The organism is Marinomonas epiphytica (assembly GCF_054780655.1).
The window spans coordinates 1-850 of sequence record NZ_BAAGVX010000014.1 but is presented as its reverse complement, the minus strand read 5'-3'; the positions used below and the strand labels follow the sequence as shown (position 1 = coordinate 850).

General features: G+C 45.2%; 1 protein-coding gene. It reads left to right on the top strand.

Annotation, left to right across the window (positions count from 1 at the left end; genetic code table 11):
* On the top strand, nt 1-850 hold an 850-nt coding region (locus tag ACYVGZ_RS04235), incomplete at both ends, for a tandem-95 repeat protein (RefSeq protein ID WP_460751671.1).

Below are 850 nucleotides of genomic sequence, written 5' to 3'. Positions count from 1 at the left end.
CTTGGTATCAGGGCAAGGTAGTGTGTCGGTTGTTGCGAACGAAATAGTGTATACCCCAGCAAGTGACTTCAATGGTCAGGCTGAAATCAGTTATACGGTGTCCGATGGCAACGGTGGTAGTGATACAGCAACGGTCACTGTGAATGTTAGTCCCATTAATGATGCTCCTAATGCTGGGAACATCAACGTTTACGGCTCCTTGAATACCCAACTAAGTATTGATGTTTTAGCGCACAGTAATGATGTAGAAGGAGACAGTATTATTGTTAGTGAGGCTACTTTGTTATCGGGTAGCGGGTTAGTTTCAGTGGTCGCAAATGAAGTTGTTTTCGCACCTAGCACAAATTTCACTGGCTATGCCAATATTGAATACACATTGAATGACGGAAACGGTGGAACTGATACAGGAAGTATTACCGTTGCTATAAATACAACCAATATTCCCCCTGTTGCAGCAGACCTAACAGTTGATGTGGATGAAGGTAGTAGCATTGTAGTAGACGTTGTGGCAAGTGCTAGTGATCTTGATATAGGGGACACATTGACGGTAACGTCTCCAGTTATAGCTTCGGGCCAAGGAAGTGTCGAAATTGATTCGAATCAAGTTGTATTTACCCCCGCAGACAACTTCAATGGCGAAGCCCAAATCAACTATACAGTGTCTGATGGTAATGGTGGCAGCGATACAGGCACTATTACCGTGAGGGTTAATCCAGTCAATGAAGCCCCAATTGCTAATGACACTACGGGGGCAGGTGATGAAGACACCAGTATCACTCTAGATGTCGTAGCCAGTGCCACCGATGCCGATGGTGATACCTTAACGGTCTCTAATCCTGTGTTGGACTCG